Source organism: Ruegeria sp. K7, from assembly GCF_056531785.1.
In genome coordinates, this window is the sequence record NZ_JBQFMJ010000002.1 from 155707 (window position 1) to 172745 (window position 17039).

The 17039-nt window shown below is 58.7% G+C and carries 16 protein-coding genes and 1 riboswitch; of the genes, 3 read left to right on the top strand and 13 right to left on the bottom strand.

Annotation, left to right across the window (positions count from 1 at the left end; translation table 11 throughout):
• Positions 1-124: 124 nt before the first annotated feature.
• Complete coding sequence (locus ACR0FE_RS05430) at positions 125-451, bottom strand: DUF6525 family protein (RefSeq protein WP_480911566.1); 327 nt, start codon at positions 449-451, stop codon at positions 125-127.
• A gap of 160 nt (positions 452-611) precedes the next feature.
• Here ACR0FE_RS05430 and ACR0FE_RS05435 point away from each other — a divergent pair, with 160 nt between their 5' ends.
• Positions 612-2090, top strand: coding sequence for a sulfatase-like hydrolase/transferase (locus tag ACR0FE_RS05435; protein WP_170613429.1), 1479 nt, complete (start codon positions 612-614; stop codon positions 2088-2090).
• Between the two features lie 134 nt (positions 2091-2224).
• On the opposite strand, the gene ACR0FE_RS05440 is transcribed toward ACR0FE_RS05435, so the two are convergent.
• Both ACR0FE_RS05440 and ACR0FE_RS05445 read right to left on the bottom strand, forming a co-directional pair.
• On the bottom strand, positions 2225-3910 hold the full coding sequence (locus ACR0FE_RS05440; RefSeq protein ID WP_480911568.1) for a tryptophan halogenase family protein: 1686 nt from the start codon (positions 3908-3910) through the stop codon (positions 2225-2227).
• 313 nt (positions 3911-4223) lie between these two features.
• A complete protein-coding gene (locus ACR0FE_RS05445) occupies positions 4224-4748 on the bottom strand; it encodes a hypothetical protein (protein WP_170613433.1) in 525 nt (174 codons plus the stop codon).
• 216 nt (positions 4749-4964) lie between these two features.
• Between ACR0FE_RS05445 and ACR0FE_RS05450 the strand changes: the two genes are divergently transcribed.
• The gene (locus tag ACR0FE_RS05450; RefSeq protein ID WP_480911570.1) at positions 4965-5444 is read left to right on the top strand and encodes a YHS domain-containing (seleno)protein; all 480 of its coding nucleotides are present in this window, start codon (positions 4965-4967) and stop codon (positions 5442-5444) included.
• Between the two features lie 17 nt (positions 5445-5461).
• Here ACR0FE_RS05450 and cmk read toward each other — a convergent pair whose 3' ends face one another.
• The gene (gene cmk / locus ACR0FE_RS05455) at positions 5462-6079 is read right to left on the bottom strand and encodes a (d)CMP kinase (RefSeq protein WP_480911572.1); all 618 of its coding nucleotides are present in this window, start codon (positions 6077-6079) and stop codon (positions 5462-5464) included.
• Positions 6076-7422, bottom strand: a complete 1347-nt coding sequence (aroA, locus tag ACR0FE_RS05460) for a 3-phosphoshikimate 1-carboxyvinyltransferase (RefSeq protein WP_480911574.1) — start codon at positions 7420-7422, stop codon at positions 6076-6078. The genes cmk and aroA overlap by 4 nt, the downstream gene beginning before the upstream one ends.
• Before the next feature lie 178 nt (positions 7423-7600).
• Here aroA and ACR0FE_RS05465 point away from each other — a divergent pair, with 178 nt between their 5' ends.
• The gene (locus ACR0FE_RS05465; RefSeq protein WP_480905834.1) at positions 7601-8410 is read left to right on the top strand and encodes a hypothetical protein; all 810 of its coding nucleotides are present in this window, start codon (positions 7601-7603) and stop codon (positions 8408-8410) included.
• Positions 8411-8413: 3 nt separating this feature from the next.
• On the opposite strand, the gene trmB is transcribed toward ACR0FE_RS05465, so the two are convergent.
• From trmB to miaB, 8 genes are all read right to left on the bottom strand, one after another.
• Positions 8414-9121: a tRNA (guanine(46)-N(7))-methyltransferase TrmB gene (trmB, locus tag ACR0FE_RS05470; RefSeq protein ID WP_170613443.1), complete on the bottom strand. Its 708-nt coding sequence runs from the start codon at positions 9119-9121 to the stop codon at positions 8414-8416.
• Between the two features lie 130 nt (positions 9122-9251).
• Positions 9252-10433: a methionine adenosyltransferase gene (metK, locus tag ACR0FE_RS05475; RefSeq protein ID WP_170613445.1), complete on the bottom strand. Its 1182-nt coding sequence runs from the start codon at positions 10431-10433 to the stop codon at positions 9252-9254.
• 5 nt (positions 10434-10438) lie between these two features.
• Positions 10439-10487: riboswitch (SAM-SAH riboswitch) on the bottom strand.
• A gap of 42 nt (positions 10488-10529) precedes the next feature.
• Complete coding sequence (gene lnt, locus ACR0FE_RS05480; RefSeq protein WP_170613447.1) at positions 10530-12035, bottom strand: apolipoprotein N-acyltransferase; 1506 nt, start codon at positions 12033-12035, stop codon at positions 10530-10532.
• A complete protein-coding gene (locus ACR0FE_RS05485; protein WP_170613450.1) occupies positions 12032-12919 on the bottom strand; it encodes a hemolysin family protein in 888 nt (295 codons plus the stop codon). The genes lnt and ACR0FE_RS05485 overlap by 4 nt, the downstream gene beginning before the upstream one ends.
• A 35-nt stretch (positions 12920-12954) precedes the next feature.
• Positions 12955-13449: an rRNA maturation RNase YbeY gene (ybeY, locus tag ACR0FE_RS05490; protein WP_480911577.1), complete on the bottom strand. Its 495-nt coding sequence runs from the start codon at positions 13447-13449 to the stop codon at positions 12955-12957.
• A 36-nt stretch (positions 13450-13485) separates the two neighbouring features.
• Positions 13486-14508, bottom strand: a complete 1023-nt coding sequence (locus ACR0FE_RS05495; protein WP_170678305.1) for a PhoH family protein — start codon at positions 14506-14508, stop codon at positions 13486-13488.
• A 148-nt stretch (positions 14509-14656) separates the two neighbouring features.
• Positions 14657-15421, bottom strand: coding sequence for an outer membrane protein (locus tag ACR0FE_RS05500; RefSeq protein ID WP_480911579.1), 765 nt, complete (start codon positions 15419-15421; stop codon positions 14657-14659).
• Between the two features lie 181 nt (positions 15422-15602).
• Entirely contained in the window at positions 15603-16922 is a 1320-nt protein-coding gene (miaB, locus tag ACR0FE_RS05505) for a tRNA (N6-isopentenyl adenosine(37)-C2)-methylthiotransferase MiaB (protein ID WP_321254901.1), read from the bottom strand.
• Positions 16923-17039: the final 117 nt, after the last annotated feature.

The window sequence follows — 17039 nt, forward strand, 5'->3', positions numbered from 1 at the left end:
GAGGTGACCCGGCCCTGCTCAGATACGTCATCCGGACGTTGACCGCCCTTGTTCAGACAGCGCGCGTATAGGCGGATTTGCTGACCGGCGCAAGTGGAAAGCCCATATTTCCAAGGTAAATGGCCTATTGGGCGCGATCCTGCCGCTCCGGCTGATCGAATTTTGGCTTCCAGATCCGGGCGTCCCGCTTCAGCATTGCCCTTTCAATTGCATCCAGCCGGGTTTTCGCCGCTTCCGGATTATGGGTTCCGCCTGCACGAATCCAGATCCGCTTTGCGGAAGCCGGGCTCCACGGAAGGCAGGCGGCTGCAAGCCACTGACGCAATTCAGGCGGCAGCGCGTCATAAGCCCGCATTGGTGAACCGCCTCTTATCCTGCGATGGAGACTGGTGTTTTGATTTCGCCGCCTGTGCCTGCCCCGGCTGACACCCCCAGAGGAAGTCGCGCCCATATTTCCGCCTTTGCTTAAAAACAAATCAATATGTTATGACATTACATTTCGTGCAGAAGGACGCAACTGCGCAAATGGCCCCAAATCACTTTCCCGGAATGTCGCAATCAAACCTGCGACCAGGCCCGACCCGACGGTATGAAGTGAGGCGGAGGACCCCATGACTCAGCAAAATACGAATTTTCTTGTCATCATTTCGGACGAACATCGCAAGGATGCCATGGGTTGCGCAGGGCACCCGATCGTAAAAACTCCGCATCTGGATGCGCTGGCCGCACGGGGCACGATGTTCCGGGCCGCCTACACGCCGTCGCCAATGTGTGTCCCGACCCGCGCAGCGCTGGCCACAGGTGAATGGGTGCACCGCACCGGCAATTGGGACAGCGCCTCGCCCTACGCCGGAGACCCCCGCAGCTGGATGCGGCAGCTGCGCGACGCCGGGCGCGAAGTGGTTTCCATCGGCAAACTTCATTTTCGGTCGGCCGACGATGACAACGGGTTTTCGGAAGAAATCATTCCAATGCACGTGGTCGGCGGCGTCGGATGGCCCGTCGGTCTGCTACGGGAAAACCCACCGCCTTACGATTCAGCCGCTGAACTGGCAGGCGACGTAGGTGCCGGCAGCAGCACCTATACCGAATACGACAGGGGCGTCACAAACGCCGCCGAGGCTTGGCTGGCGGATCCCAAGCGCCGCGAGCAGCCCTGGGCCGCCTTTGTTTCGCTGGTCAGCCCGCATTACCCGCTGACCTGCCCTGAGGAATGGTACAACCTTTACGACCCCGCCGACATGGACCTGCCGGTCGGTTACGGCGAAGGCCTGCCTGACCATGAAGAGCTGCGCAATATCGCCGCCTTCTTCAACTACGAGGACTATTTTGATGAACAGAAGATGCGCGAAGCAAAGGTTGCCTATTACGGCCTGACCTCGTTCATGGATCACTGCGTCGGCCGCGTGGTTGCCGCGCTGGATGCCAGCGGACAATTGGACAATACCGTTATCCTATATGTGTCGGACCATGGCGACATGATGGGGGATCAGGGTTTCTGGACCAAGATGGTCATGTACGAAGCCAGCGCCGGTGTGCCTATGATCGCTGCCGGTCCCGGTATTCCCGCAGGCCGCACCGCTTCGACCTGCACAAACCTGACCGATATAGCCGCCACCGCCCGCGAGGTCTGTGGTGTTGCCGATGACGAAGGGAACGCCGGCCAGCCCGGCCTGTCGCTGCGTACCATCGCCAATGCGCCTGACGACCCGAACCGTACCGGTTTCAGTGAGTACCATGATGGCGGTTCAAAAACCGGCAGTTTCATGGTGCGCTGGGGCCGCTGGAAATATGTCCACTACGTTGGTCAACCACCGCAGTTATTCGATCTGGAAACCGACCCGCACGAACTGGTGAACCGCGCGGTGGATCGGGTAAACGACCCCGACGTTGCCGCCGCGCTGGCTGAGGGTGCGCGCCGCTTGCACGAAATCTGCGATCCGGAGGAGATCAACGCCCGCGCTTTTGCCGACCAGCGCCGCAAGATCGAAGCGCTGGGAGGGGAAGACGCTTGCCGCACGGCCTTCGTGTTCAACCATACGCCGACGCCGACCGAACAGGACGAGATGCGCGAGGGATCCGCGCTATAGCGTCAGATCACTTCGCTCGGCGGCTCCGATAATGGCGGTCCTCATAACACCCGAGTGAACGCAACAGGGGCAGAGTTTCGAAGCTCTGCCCCTCATAAGTCCTTCCAACCCCTCTTTCTGAGAGGCGGGGAATTTTAGAACAGCTGCAAATCCTTCGCGCCGCTTTGGATTTCGGCAAAATTGGGCATGTTGTGGATAACCGCCGGAGCCGGGACCGCACCCGGCATGGCCACTGTAGGTTTCACTGCAGCTGCCTTTCCAAAGGCTGGTCTCTCCAGTTCTCCCCGGATATCGCGCAGCAGCGTTTTGTGATCCGGCATCGTTTTGAGGATCTGTGCAAGGTGCCCCTTCGCGCCCTTCCACCACTGGAACCAAATCGGTCGGTTCAACGGTCGCAGCCGATCACGGATGCCTTCACCATAGCCCGTATCATAGACCTGCTTGCCCAAAAGAACCGTCTGATAGACCCGGTGGTCAAACAGCGTTGCAAACTCGACATCGTGCTGCATCGGAAGCCGGTGCTGCCACAACTCCAGGTTCTCGGCCAACCGATCCGGTACTTTCATCTCGGTGCGTGCATCGATCCAGTATTGGTCGTCCGTGCGGTTGCCCAGTTGGTAATGCAGACAGATGAATTCCAGAACTTCGCCATAAAGCTTGTCCATCTGCCGATTATATCTGGCGCGCAAGGACGGCTCCATGTCGCGTGTGGGCAGGTGTTCGGCGAACCAGCGTACTGCATGATCAATCATATGGATCGCGGTACTTTCCAATGGCTCAATAAAACCACCGGAAAGACCGATCGCCACACAGTTTTTGACCCAGGCGTTGCGGACGCGACCGATACGCATCGGGATCACCCGAGGAGTCGCCCCCTTGCCGCTGTCCCCCAGCCATTCGAGGTATTCATCCGCCGCCTGATCATCCGTGCGGTGTGCCGACGAGAACACATAACCGGTGCCCACACGGTTATAAAGCGGCACCCGCCATGTCCACCCTGCGCCCAGTGCGGTAGACCGCGTAACGCTTTCGATCTTTTCCGGGTTGGGATGCTCGATCTGCAACGCCATGGCACGGTCGTTTGGCAGATAATCCGAATAATCCATAAACGGCTCGCCAAGTGCCTTGTTGATGATCAACCCGCGAAAACCGGTACAATCGACGACCATCTCGACGTCATGGCGGCCTTTGCGGTCCAACATCAGGTGGCTGACATTGCCCTTTTCATCCAGCTCTACTGACTGCACTTCATCCTGTATATGTTCCACACCACGCTTGGTGCAGACCTTGGTCAGCATGCCTGCGAACTTTACGGCATCCAGATGATACGCATAGCCAAAGCGCTGTTCAAATTCGGGCTGACCCAGTTGCCGTGCGCCTTTACACAATCGGGCCAGATCATCGTGTGGCGAGATTGATTGCGTAAAGTCCCGATCCCCATTGCCAAAGCGCAGGAAATATTCGGCGGCCTCCAACCCCTCCAGCATCTGACCATGGGCAAAAGGGTTCACGTAGTCGATGCGATTGCCCTTGGTGTCCTTGTTCCAGTTGCAGAATTTCACACCCAGCTTGAACGATGCGTTGGTCTCGCTGAAAAAATCCCGCTCTGAAATGCCCGCCTGGCGGAGCGTGACGGGCATGCGCGGAACCGTGGCTTCGCCAACACCAACGGTGGCGATATTCGGGCTTTCGATCAGGCAGATACGCGGGCGATCCTTGGGTGCTGACGTGCGTGAAAGCACCATTTCCAGGATCAAGGCGGTCATCCAACCAGCCGTACCACCACCTACGATGGTGATTTTACTTAAACGATTATTCATGTATTTCTGTCCCTGTTGGCTTGGGGGATTTTTTGGCTGCCTGCCCTTTTTTGTTTTTGGGCTTGTGTGGCAGCCTTCCCTTTTCGCTGCGGGAAACTATAGCAGTTTTCCTGCTTTCAGCTAGAGCCTATGAAAATATGGCATTCAGACCCGTCCATGCGTCCGAAATCGCAACGGAAAACACTCATCGTTTTGCTCCCGGCACCACATGAAACCATGGCGCGCCAGTCGCCACGGTGCTGTACATCGTCTTCAGAACGTGGGTCCCTGCGAAACAGGGCAGTATCAGGAAAAACCCCATTTCGGGCGCGGATCAGATTTCCTCGCCCTTCTTCAAAAGCTCTTCGATCAGGGCGCGCTGCAGGTCGGTACTGTCGCCGCCTCCGAACTCTGCCGCACCACCGGTATAAAGGGTGCCGTAGGTCGCGGCGATGTTCACAGTCTGGGCCAGCCCCGAGATCAACTGGTCTTTTCTCAGTGAAGACAACGGGTGGATGAACGCAGCCCACAAAGTGCCATTGGCGATCGCGTAACGCGCATCCAGCGTACTGTCGAAATTGGCCTGCATCATGCGCCGCAGATCATCATCCGACAGCCCCTCGGCACTGCGGATCGGGACCATGGCGCGCATCCGATCGGCATGAATGTCTGTCACCACCAACATCGGATAATCCGCAACCGTCATCTGAAATCCGGGGCCCTGCGGTTGCGCTTCTGGGTCAATCGCAAAGATGATCTTGCCCAGACGCTCGTAATCCATTGCCGGCTCGGGTGCCTGCCTGTCCTGAGCCGCCAGTCCTCCGGCCAGAAAAATCAGCAATACGGCTAGTCGGATCATGGCACTTCTCCTGCAGGCTATTCCTTCACAATAGAAAGCCACCTTTTCACTGGCCAAACAAAGCTTGGTGAAGAGTATTCCCGGCAAGCCCTATCTTTGAACGATCTGCAAAATCTGACGGCCTTCCTGCGATAGTTCGTACAAGAACAGCCGCCTATCTTTGTTTCAGCGGTTGGCGCACCAGCCAGCCCGGACCTGAACACGAAAGGAAATGCAATGAAAAATCTGGTCCTGACCACCCTGATCGCAACCCTGCCGCTGATCGCTGCCCCGGCCTTTGCCGCCGATGAAATCAACGTTTCGAACGGCATCTCGGCAGCGGGCGCACCTTTGGCGGCCCATGGCGTCGATCTGGTCGCGCTGGTCAATGACGGCAACCCGGTAGAGGGTTTTGCAACCCATTCCGCCACCTACGACGGAGCGTCGTACTACTTCACCAGCGCCGCGAACCGCGAAGCGTTCGAGGCCAACCCGGCCGCCTATCTTCCGCAGCATGGCGGATTCTGCTCGTATGGCGTGTCCGTGGGCAAGAAGTTCGACGGCGACCCGGATCAGTATCTGGTGGCTGATGGAAAACTGTACCTGTTCCTGAACGCCGACACCCGCTCAGCGTTCCTGAAGGACGTCACCGCCACGGCAAAAACAGCTGACAACCAGTGGGCAAGCATCAAAAGCATCGCCGTCGGCGAACTGTAATCAGGCAGCCCGCGGCACTACGGTGTCGCGGGTCGCCTTTGTTTGATGACCTCTATGGCCTGTTCCAATGCAGCTTCGATACTCAGATCAGAGGTATCGAGCAGAACCGCGTCATCTGCGGGCCTCATCGGCGCCGCGCTGCGTTCCGCATCCCGCGCGTCACGCTCCCGTACATCCGTCAGGACCTGATCGCGTGTGACATCAGCCCCTTTCGCGCTGAGTTCAAGATAGCGACGCTCTGCGCGCACCTCGGCACTGGCGGTGACGAACAGTTTCACTTCCGCCGCCGGACATATCACGGTTCCGATATCGCGACCGTCCAGCACGGCCCCCCCCGCCCGGCGGGCAAAGGTGCGCTGGAAATCCACCAACGCGGCGCGCACTTCGGGGATCACCGCAACTTTCGAGGCCGCCTGTGCAATCTCGGCCGTTCGCAGATCACCCTGAGCCAGTTCTTCAGCGGTCAACGCAAGCGCCGCCGCAACCGGGTCCACACCAACCAGTGTGTGCCTGCCGACGGCACGATACAGCAGCCCCGTGTCCAGATGCGCAAAGCCGAAATGTTCAGCGACACCCTTGGAAATCGTGCCCTTACCCGCCGCCGCAGGACCGTCTATGGCGACCGTAAAGCTCATGTACGCTCGACCCTGGCCCCCAAGGCCGCCATCAGTGGTTCGAAAATCGGGAACGAAGTTGCAATCGGGCCGCCGTCATCGACAGATACCGGTGATTTCGCACCCATGCCCATGACCATAAAGGACATGGCAATGCGGTGGTCGAGAAAGCTCTCACATGTGCCGCCGCCTGGGACGTTACCGATGCCGAGGCCCTCGACCGACCACCAGTCGTCGCCCTCGTCCACTGTCACGCCATTAGCGCGCAGCCCGCGCGCCATGGCGTCGATGCGATCGCTTTCCTTGACGCGCAGTTCCTTGACGCCGCCCATCATCATGGTGCCGGTGGCATTGGCCGCTACCACAGACAGCACCGGGTATTCGTCGATCATCGAGGCCGCGCGTTCCGGTGGCACGTTGATGCCCTTCATGTTGGGTGAATATTTGGTGCGCAGATCAGCGACTGGTTCGCCGCCCTCTTCGCGCTCATTCTCATATGTCAGGTCTGCGCCCATCTCGCGCAAAGTCGTGAACAGCCCCGCACGGGTCGGGTTCAGACCGATACCCGGAACCAGTACGTCAGAACCGGGCGTGATCAGCGCCGCGCAAACCGGGAAGGCCGCGCTGGACGGATCCCGCGGAACGGCAATAACCTGCGGCTTCAACTCGGGGCGACCGGTCAGCGTGATCACGCGACCCTCGTCCGTGTCCTCAACCGTAATCTCCGCTCCGAAACCGGCCAGCATCCGTTCGGAATGGTCGCGGGTGGCTTCTTTTTCGATCACCACGGTCTTGCCCGGTGCGTTCAGACCGGCCAGCAGGACGGCCGACTTGACCTGAGCCGAGGGGACGGGAACTTCGTAGCGAACCGGCACTGGCTCGGCCGCGCCCACGATTGTCATCGGCAGACGCCCGCCGGAACGACCGACAGATTGCGTGCCAAACAGCGCCAGCGGATCGGTGACCCGCGCCATGGGACGCTTGTTCAGGCTGGCGTCGCCGGTAAAGGTCGCGGTGATAGGCGACGTCGCCATCGCCCCCATGATCAGGCGCACTCCGGTGCCCGAGTTGCCGCAGTCGATAACCTGATCGGGCTCGGCAAAGCCGCCAACCCCGACGCCATGCACGGTCCATTCGCCGCCGCCGTGATCCGTGACTTCGGCCCCAAAGGCCCGCATGGCCTTGGCGGTGTCCAGAACATCCTCGCCCTCCAGCAAACCCGAAATTCTTGTTTCGCCAACCGCCATCGCGCCCAGAATCAGCGACCGATGCGAGATCGACTTGTCGCCGGGCACCTCTGCCGTGCCGGTCAGCGGGCCGCAGGGATGCGACGTCATCGGGATGGGCGTTCCGTGTCCGGACATGGGGGCTCCTTTTGCGCTATCAGTGCTCAAGCCGATTAGCGAATTGGGGCCGGTTGGTCCAGCGGCAATGCGACCGAAAGATTGAACAGAATTTGGGGCATCAGCAAGTTTCAGGCTATTGTGGCGACATTTAGGACGCATTCGTTTTGATTCACACAAATCACTCCGAGGTCTAATCATGTCACAGCTTCGATCCATGCTTTCCAAGGGAACCGAAACCTACTTTCAGCCCGAAGACCCCTTGAAGACTGACAGTGTTCTGCAGATGCGCCTGGCCTTTCTGGTCGGGTTGGTCGCCTTCGGCCTGCCAATAATTCTTGCCAGTGGCGCAATATTTGGCGGCAGCTGTTTTCGTGACAGCATCAGCCACTTTTATTACGCCCAGTTTCTGGGGGCGATTTTTGTCGGATTACTGATATTCATCGGTGGTTTTCTGATCGCTTATACCGGTGACCACTGGCTTGAGGATCTTGGGTCCTTTATTGCCGGATTAGGTGCCTGCTTTGTTGCGGTATTCCCGACAAGCGGGTCTGGCTGCGAAGAACCGGTCAGCTTCCAGTCGCGTATTTTTGCCGATGTGAACCAAACACCGCCACCGGTCTTGTCTGACCCCGATCCCGAAGCATTTTTCACGCTGTTTTCCGGTGCCCCGCATTTGCATGCCTGGTCTGCCGGTATCTTGTTTATCTATCTGGGCCTTTATTGTCTGTTTGTTCTGCGCCGCGTGGTTCCCGAGCGTCACATCAAAAACGGTCAATTGATCGAGACAAAAAGACGGCGCAACACGTTGTATACGTTGTGCGGCATCACGATCCTGCTGTGTGTTCTGGTGCTGGGAATTGTCGCGTTTTCCGGCGAAGGCGCCCAGAGAGGGTGGAAGTCCCACAATCTGACCTTCTTTGTGGAAACCATCGCGCTTTGGGCGTTCGGGCTGGCGTGGTTTGCCAAAGGCAGGGCCTTTCCCAACCTGCGGGACCCCGCGCCTTAGCGCTCAGGTCTTGCGGAACGTCAGGTAATGCGGTGTACGCCCCTCCCGCAGGGCTTTTTGTTCATACCGGGTGGAAATCCAGTCGTCCCATGGCGTACGCCAGTCCTGCGGGCGTTCCGCCAACCATTCGAAACCGGCGCGCGGAACTTCCTCGAGTGTCTGCCGCACAAAGTCCGGAATGTCGGTCGCCACGCGAAAAATCGACCCCGGCTTGAGGGTGCGCGCCAAGGGTTCCAGATGTTCAGGCGTGACGAAGCGGCGGCGGTGGTGCCGGGTTTTCGGCCACGGGTCCGGGTAAAGCAGAAAGGCGCGCGAGATGCTTGCCTCGGGCAGCACGTCGAACAAATCACGCGCATCGCCGGGATGGATGGCGAGATTCTCAACCTCGGCCCGGCGAATTTTCCCCAGCAGCATGGCAACGCCGTTAATGTAGGGCTCGGCCCCGATGATGCCGACACCGGGGTTGTTTTGGGCCTGATGAACCAGGTGTTCACCGCCGCCAAACCCGACTTCAAGCCAGACGTCCCGGCCGCCAAACAGCGCCTGCAAGTCCAGAGGGTTCCGTTCGGGGTTGGTGTCCCAGTCAACCGCACCAGGTGACAATGCTGCGAGGTCTTCATTCAGATAGGTCTTTTGGCTGGGCTTCAGGGTCTTGCCCTTGAAGCGGCCATAGAAGTTTCTGCGCGGGCGTTGCGGGGTCTCGGTGCTCATGGCGGTGCCCATACTGCCCGCGCCCGGGCATTGCAAGGGTCAGAGGGCGAAGGCCAGACCCTACACCCCCGAGGTGTCTTCAAACAAAAAAGAACGCGCCCTGATGGGCGCGTCCCCCGTTAATTTCCGGTCAGACCGCGGCTTTCAGCGCATCCACCAGGTCGGTGCGCTCCCAACTGAAACCGCCATCCGCCTCCGGCTCGCGCCCGAAATGGCCGTAGGCTGCGGTGCGTTGGTAGATCGGTTTGTTCAGTTCCAGATGCGTCCGGATACCGCGTGGCGTCAGGTCCATGACCTGCCCGACGGCATTTTCTATCGCTGCATCCTCGATCTCGCCAGTGCCGTGAGTATCGGCATAGATAGACAGGGGTTTTGAAACACCGATCGCATAGCTCAACTGGATTGTGCAGCGCTCGGCCATTCCGGCGGCAACGACGTTTTTGGCCAGATAGCGCGCGGCATAGGCTGCCGAGCGGTCGACCTTGGTCGGATCCTTGCCCGAAAACGCCCCGCCCCCATGCGGCGCGGCGCCGCCATAGGTGTCCACAATAATCTTGCGACCCGTCAGCCCCGCATCACCGTCCGGTCCGCCAATGACGAATTTACCCGTGGGGTTAACGTGCCATTCTGTGTCAGCCGACAACCAGCCTTCGGGCAGGGTTTCCCGGATGTAAGGTTCGACAATGGCGCGGATGTCGTTCGAAGACAGCGCCTCGTCCAGGTGCTGTGTCGACAATACGATGGAACTGACGCCGACCGGCTGGCCGTCGCGATAAATCACCGACAGTTGTGATTTTGCATCCGGCCCAAGCGCAGGCTCGGTGCCATTTTTGCGAACCTCCGCAAGACGACGCAGGATCGCGTGCGAGTACTGGATCGGTGCAGGCATCAGCGCAGGCGTTTCGGTGGTGGCATAACCGAACATGATCCCCTGATCACCGGCGCCTTCATCCTTGTTGCCCGACGCATCCACGCCTTGCGCGATATGCGCGGATTGTTCGTGCAGCAGGTTGGTGACTTCGACCGTTTCGTGGTGAAACTTGTCCTGCTCGTACCCGATATCCTTTACGCAGGCGCGCGCGATCTCGTCGATACGGCCCATATATTCGTGCAAACGGTCCTGATCTGAAAGACCGACCTCGCCTCCGATTACAACTCGATTGGTCGTCGCGAATGTCTCGCAGGCGACACGCGCTTCGGGTTCTTCGTTCAGAAATGCATCAAGCACAGCATCGGAGATGCGGTCGCAGACCTTGTCCGGGTGCCCTTCGGAAACAGACTCCGAAGTAAAGGTATAGTTTTGTCGGGACATGAAAGTGCTCCATTAAGATTTCCCCATCACGCCAGGAAGCCGTTGTGACAGGCATCAGGATGCATAAATCGCCCGGCCAGAAGGGTCAATCCACATTTATGATCCGGCCCGCCTGGCAAGCAGCCAGGACACCGAAAACATGGCCAATAAAGCCAAAAGCACCGGACTATCCCCAATGCGCGAATAAAAAGTTTCCGTCAGGGGGGCCGGTAGCCTTGCATCCACGTAGCCTGCCTTCCCCAGGGGCAATGCACTTGTGATGCGCCCCAGCGGATCAATCATGGCCGATACTCCGGTGTTGGCCGATCGCATCATCGGCAGGCCCGTCTCAATCGCGCGCATCTGGGCCTGCGCCAGATGCTGGTAAGGGCCGGATCGTGTTCCGAACCACGCGTCGTTGGTGATTTGCAGCAGGTAATCCGCGCGCCCCGGGGCCGACAGGACGTCCTGAGTAAACACCGCCTCGTAACAGATAAGCGGCAACGCCCGGCCGAGCATGCCCGTATCCAACAGGGCTGGCCCGGGTCCGGAACTGAAACCGTTGCCCGTAGTCGTGGCCATGCCGTGAATTCCGAAACGAGCCATCAGATTCCCGAAAGGCACATATTCCCCGAATGGCGCAAGGTGATGCTTGTCATACAGCCCCTGCTGCTGGCCATCCTGATCCAGCAAGATCATGGAATTGTAAATACGGGCGCCATCACTGCGCTGGATACCCAGAACAACCGGGACACCCTGGGCGGCATCTGCGACGGCGTTCAGATAAGGTTGCGCCCCGCTCAGCCACGCCGGTACGGATGTTTCGGGCCAGACAATCAGATCGGGGCGCGGTTCAGCGGCAGTAAATTCTACCTGCCGCGCAAAAAACAGCGGCGTGAAATCCGGATCCCATTTCTGGTGTTGCGGTGCATTGGGCTGCACCAAACGCACGACGTGATCGGTGTCAGTCACATTGGGCCTGCTGAGCGCATATACCCCGGCCAGAATCGCAAGCCCAGCCGTCATCGCGATTGGCACTGCCTGGTACCGAGTGTCTTCGCGCTTGGTCAGGCCCGCGCCCAAAGGCAGGGTGGCAAAAAGAGTCATCGCGCCCAAGCCGTAAGGCCCGATCAGCGACAGCAGTTGCGCCACAGGTGTACCGACCCATATCTGCGCCAGCCCTGCCCAGGGAAAACCTGTGAGCACATATCCGCGTGCCAGTTCCACCAATGAAATTGCGGTCGCCAGCAAACACGCCTGCAAAATCGCCGGAGCGCCGGGGTGCCGCGAGACACGAAACGCCAAAGCCCAGAACAACGCCAGCCCGCCGGCCAGGAATACCAGCGCAAAGGGCGCCATCCAGGCGTGGCGCGCGGCGTCAACCTGAAACGGCTCGACAATCCAGGACAGCGCGTGCGCGAAATAGCCGGTGCCAAAGGCCCATCCCATCCAACAGGCGCGCGCCTTTGTTTCTGTTGTCAGAAACAAAGGCGCGATCAATATCAGGGCAACCAGAGTTGCCAGCCAATATCCGAACGGCGCCAGGCCAAACGCGGCCAGCGCCCCAAGCAACCCGGCCAGCGCCACCCTCAAAAGGAAGGGCCAGCCTTTGGCAGGGTTCATGCAACCTGATCCGGCAACATGACACGCAAACGCTTGATGCGCCGGGGATCGGCGTCGATGACTTCGAACTCGGGGCCTTCGGGGTGCAGTACGACCTCTCCCCTCGTCGGTACACGCCCGGACAACATGAAGACCAGACCGCCCAGCGTATCGATCTCTTCTTCATCGACATCTTCGTGGCTGGTCAGCGAGCGTCCGATTTCGGCCTCGAAATCCTCAAGCGGGACTTTGGCCTGAACGACATAGCAGCCGGGCTTCTCCTGAACCCACAACTGACTTTCATCGGCATCATGTTCGTCGGCGATCTCACCCACAACCTGTTCGATCAGGTCTTCGATGGTCAGCAGGCCATCAACCCCACCGTATTCGTCGATCACCAGCGCCATATGGCGTCGCTCTGTCTGCATCTTTGTCAGCAGAACCCCGATCGGCATCGATGGCGGCACAAAAAGAAGCGTGCGCAGCATCGAAACAAGGTCAAATTCAGCCGATCCGCCATTGAACCCGTGGGTCAGAGCGAAATCCTTGAGGTGCACAAACCCCAAGGGCGTGTCCAGGGTCCCGTCGTAAACCGGTATCCGTGACAATCCGCTGTCACGAAACAGCTGCGCCAGTTCATCCTTGCTGATCGTTGACGGGACCGCGACGATATCCGCAGACGGGATTGCAACATCCTCGACTCGCATACGGCGAAGGTTGATCATGCCGCGGGGCTGAATCATGTCGGTGTCATGTCCGTTGGCCACGCTAGCGGTGTCGTCACTCTGCGATGTAAATGCATCAACGATCCGGGAAAAAAGTCCGGATTTATCTTTACTTTCAATGTTGCCATCCTCTGGTTGCGCGCTTTGCGCCGCCATAGAACTGCCGTCTGTATCGCCCATTATCCTGTTCCAACTGTGCGGGCCCGAGACCCCATTCATACATTATATGGGTCATCAATACCCATTTTGCCAAGTATCTCGACCTCGACCGCCTCCATCAAAGTGGCGTCAGGGTCACGAATGTGATCATACCCCAGCAAATGCAACACACCGTGAACGATCAGATGTGTCACGTGATCGCCCATGGATTTGCCCGCCTCTGCGGCCTCACGCTCGCAGGTCTCGAAGGCTAAGGCGATATCCCCCAGCACGATCTCACCCGTGAAGTCCGGACTTGGTTGCGCGGGGATTCCGCCTGGGTCCGCCGGTGAAAGATCCTCGGCGGGCCAGCTCAGCACGTTTGTCGGCACCGGCTTTCCCCGAAATTCCGAATTCAGATCGGCAATTCGGGCGTCATCACATCCCAGCAGGCTGATTTCACACTCATCGGACTCAAGCCCGAAATGGGTCAGAGCGCCAATGATCGCCCTTTGGGCCAAATGCTCCAGCCCTGACCAGCGTGCGTCTTCGACCGTTATTTCCAGGTTCATGCCTTTCACCCAATGCCTGTGCAGCGGGCGCCTAGGTCACTCTGTGTCCCGGCCCGCGTCGGCCTCATACGCTTCGATGATGGCGGCGACAAGCGGGTGGCGGACAACGTCCTTGGAAGTGAAATAGTTGAAACTGATATTGGGAATCGACTTGAGCAGCCGTTCCGCATCTCGCAAACCCGACTGAACACCGCGCGGCAGGTCCACCTGAGACCGGTCCCCGGTGATAACCATGCGGCTGCCTTCGCCCAGTCGGGTCAAAAACATCTTCATCTGCATGGTGGTCGCGTTCTGCGCCTCGTCCAGCACCACAAAGGCATTGGCCAATGTGCGACCCCGCATGAACGCCAGCGGCGCGATTTCGATTCGCTTTTCCTCGATCAGCTTGGCCAGTTGCTTGCCGGGCAGGAAATCATTCAGCGCGTCGTACAGAGGCTGCATGTAAGGATCTACCTTGTCCTTCATGTCGCCCGGCAGATAGCCCAGCTTTTCACCGGCCTCGACTGCGGGTCGGCTGAGGATGATCCGGTCGACCTGCCCACCGATGAACATCGACACCCCGGCGGCGACAGCAAGGTATGTCTTGCCGGTTCCCGCAGGCCCGATTCCAAAGGCCAATTCGTTGTTGAACAACGAGCGGACATAGGCTTTTTGGGCATCAGTGCGCGGTTCGACCAGCTTTTTGCGCGTCTTGATCTCGACAGTGCCGCCTTTGAACATTTCAAGCTGATCGCCGTCGCGCGTTCCGGTCTCGGCCTCGGAATTGCCCATCCGCAGTTCCCTGTCGACATCGGCCGGCATGACCTCGCGCCCGCCCTCCAGCCGGGTGTACAGGGCCTGCAGCACCTCCAGGGCTTGCTTTTGCGCATCTTCATCGCCCATTACGACCAATTGATTTCCCCGGCGCACGATCTGAACAGAAAGCTTCTGTTCGATATCGGCCAGATTGCGGTCATATTCGCCGCAAAGATCAATCAACAGTCGGTTGTCGGGAAATTCAACAAGCGCCTCGTTACGGGGCATGTCATTTTGCGGTGGGTTCAGGGCACCGATGGCCAATCCGTTCTCCTGTCTTGGCGTTTCAAAATCAGCGTAGACAACAATTCTTGTCGGGCGCAAGACAGAGTTTCAAATTTTCCCCCACGCATTGCAAAAGCGCCGCCGACCGTCCCCTTGCGCCTTGGGTCGCGTTTGGTGGAATGCGCCCTCAGAACCGGTAATTCAGACCGAACCGAAGCCCCTGGTACTTGGGCGTGGATTTTGTGGAAAAGCCCGAGTCGAACGTCACGTCCTTCGACTGGAACTGAACAAATTCATATTCACCGGTAATCGACCAGTTATCGGACAGGAAGTGCTCTGCACCGACACTGACCGAGAACCCGCCGCGCTGGTCGCTTTCCTCAAAGGACTGAATGCGGGATACGCGGCCAAAGCTGTTGGAGGTGGTCACATCGCCCTGCACGTACCCGAGGGACACAAAATACAGAGTATTTCCGCCCCGGTTTGTCACGCCATTACGAAACCGGACTGACAGGATATCGGAAATTTCGGAGCTGCCCGTGACGGCAGCGGACCCAACTTGAGTGGAAACACTGTCTTCCAATGATCCGAAATCGTACCCGAGCTCTAACCCGTAGACATAGTTGCGCCGACCGCTGATAGGCAGGCTGCCGCGCCACCCGCCCCGAATTCCGCCATAAGAACCGCTCAGGGTGAGATCGCCGACAGTCCTGGTGCCAGCAGGAGTTCTGAGGCCAAACCTGTCATCCCCCTCGCCCCCGTATCCGGCGCTGAGCCCGAGGTAGAACGCGCTGACATCATCGCCGTACCGTTTTGCGCTGATCACTTCAGCATCAGCAACATCGCCGTTGCGATCGCTGGCGGGGCTGGAACCGGCTTGAAACACCATCAAAAGGGCCAAAGGCAATGCTGCCCAAAACCTGGGTGAAACCGAATGTGCTCGCTTTTTCACTCGTACCCTCCTTTGCGCCGAACGGACCATCGGACCAACGCATATCCGCTCCAAAAAGGCGCGTGGGAACCGCCCCAAGGAAAGACTGGGTTTCCTCGACCATAGTTCGCAACGATAAATCAAGGGTAAATTTTGGAAACAAACACCAGTTATGGTGTCTGCGCCATGGATAACAACAACCTCAGATCACTTCGCCCGCAAGCGAGTTTGCACCGGATTCGGTGATCAGCACGTCCCTCAGATCGCCCGCCATAATATCGGTGCCCGTAACGTGAACCGAATGCAGATACTCGGATTTTCCGACCATCTGGCCCGGCAAACGCCCTGGTTTTTCAAACAAAACCCGTACTTTTCTGCCGACCATGTCATCCTGGATCTCGCGCTGATGGCGGGTGATCAGCGCCTGCAGACGCTGCAGACGATCATCCGCCGCTTGCGGGTCGACCTGTTGCCGCTCGGCGGCCGGTGTGCCGGGGCGCGTCGAATACTTGAAAGAATAGGCATATCCATACCGGACCTGCTCGACCAGTTCTATGGTCTCCTGGAAATCCTGTTCGGTTTCCTCCGGAAAGCCCACGATGAAATCGCCGGACATGACGATATCCGGCCGCGCAGCGCGGATACGTTCGATCAGGCGCAGATAGCTTTCGGCGGTATGGCTGCGGTTCATGCGCTTGAGGATCCTGTCCGATCCCGACTGCACTGGCAGGTGCAGATACGGCATCAGTTTTTCGCAGGTTCCATGCGCCTCGATCAGGTCATCCGCCATGTCATTGGGGTGCGATGTGGTAAAGCGAATACGCTCCAGCCCGTCGACCTTGTTCAACTCCCAGATCAGGTCGGCAAGCGACACATCCCCGTTCGGGCCCGCACCGTGATAGGCATTGACGTTCTGTCCCAGCAGGGTGATTTCGCGCACGCCGCGGTCAACCAGATCCTGCGCCTCGCGGATGATACGGTCCGCAGGCCGGCTGACTTCGGCCCCCCGCGTGTAGGGAACAACGCAGAAGGCACAGAACTTGTCACAACCTTCCTGAACGGTCAGAAATGCAGTTGGCCCACGGCTGGCCTTTGGACGGTTCTTGAGCTTCTCGAACTTGTCCTCTTCCGGAAAATCCGTATCCAACGCCTTTTCGCCCGCGCGGGTCTTCGCCTCCATCTCGGGCAGGCGGTGATAGCTTTGCGGCCCCACAACCAGATCGACCAGAGGCTGGCGGCGCATGATCTCTTCACCCTCGGCCTGGGCGACACAGCCCGCAACGCCAATCTTGAGATCGGGTTTTTCGGCCTTCAGCCCCTTGAACCGGCCCAATTCGGAATAGACCTTTTCGGCGGCTTTTTCCCGGATATGGCAGGTGTTCAGCAGGATCATATCCGCGTCGTCCGGGCTTTTGGTTTCGACATAGCCCTTCCCACCCAGAGTTTCGGCCATACGCTCGCTGTCGTAGACGTTCATCTGGCAACCATAGGTCTTGATGTACAGCTTCTTGGGTTCTGACATGAAAACGGCCTTTGCATTCGCGGGATCGGCGTCGTCTATACCCATAGAACGCCGCTTGCAATGCCGACGCGATTAACCGATTTTGGCCGGCAATTCCAGCACGGCGGATCAAGACAG